Genomic DNA, 1010 nt, shown 5'->3' with positions numbered 1-1010 from the left:
ATGAAGCGGCTGGAAGGCGAGGTGCTGGAGGCCGCGGCCGAACTCGGCGCGGCGGAACATCTCGGCGGATTCGGCGCGCGGGGCGTCGGTCCATGGCAGTTCTTCGGTCTCGACGCGAATTCCCGCGCTGCCGCCATCGCCGATCTGATGCTGTGGATCGGCTATCTGCAATGGCATCTGCGCACCCGAGCCTATGCGCCGCAAGAACCGATCCTGAAGAAGCTCGAGCAGATCCGGACCTGCGACGCCTTGATCTCATGGGCGAATTGGCCGGTTCCGGCGACCCTACTGGGCCGGGCGGTGGCTCCGCCCGATGTGCATCTCGCGCCCTGGCCGGAGGTCGATTTCATCGTCGGCAATCCCCCTTTCATCGGCGGCAAGGATCTGCGTCGCCGGCTGGGCGACGGATATGTCGCGGGCCTGCGCCAAATCTATCCCCATATCAACGAGAGCGCCGATTTCGTGATGTACTGGGTGGATCGCGCCGCGACCGCGGCGACCCGGCCGGAAGCCCGGCTGCGCCGATTCGGCTTCGTCACCACCAATTCCATCGCACAGGTCTTCCAGAGGCGCGTCCTCGAACGGCATCTTATCGCCGAGCGCCCGATCTCGCTCGTCATGGCGATTGCGGATCATCCCTGGACCAAGGCGGGAAAGGATACCGCCGCCGTTCGCATTGCGATGACCGTGGTCGAGGCCGGGCAGCATGACGGCCGATTGCTCGAGCTGGTCTCGGAAGCGGGGCTCGATACGGACCAACCGCAAATCGAGCTAGCCGAGCGACAGGGGCGGATCAATGCGGATCTGACGATCGGCGCCGATCTCACCAAGACAAACGCCTTGCGCGCCAATCACGGGTTGTGCTCACCGGGCGTGAAGCTGCACGGCGCCGGGTTCATCGTGACGCCGGAGGAGGCCGGGGCGCTCGGGCTGGGCCGCCGCAGCGGTCTGACAGAGCATATCCGCGCTTACCGCAACGGCCGCGACCTGACCGCAAGGCCGCGCAATGC

At 66.1% G+C, this 1010-nt stretch carries 1 protein-coding gene; it reads left to right on the top strand.

Translation table 11 applies throughout. The annotated features are described in order from the left end of the window. Positions 1-1010: DNA methyltransferase (locus AB4Y99_RS27840; RefSeq protein ID WP_441525637.1), on the top strand; the 1010-nt coding region annotated here is incomplete at both ends.

The organism is Allobosea sp. TAB14 (assembly GCF_052113865.1).
Taxonomy (GTDB): Bacteria; Pseudomonadota; Alphaproteobacteria; order Rhizobiales; family Beijerinckiaceae; genus Allobosea; species Allobosea spartocytisi.
This window is presented reverse-complemented; position numbering and strand designations above follow the sequence as displayed.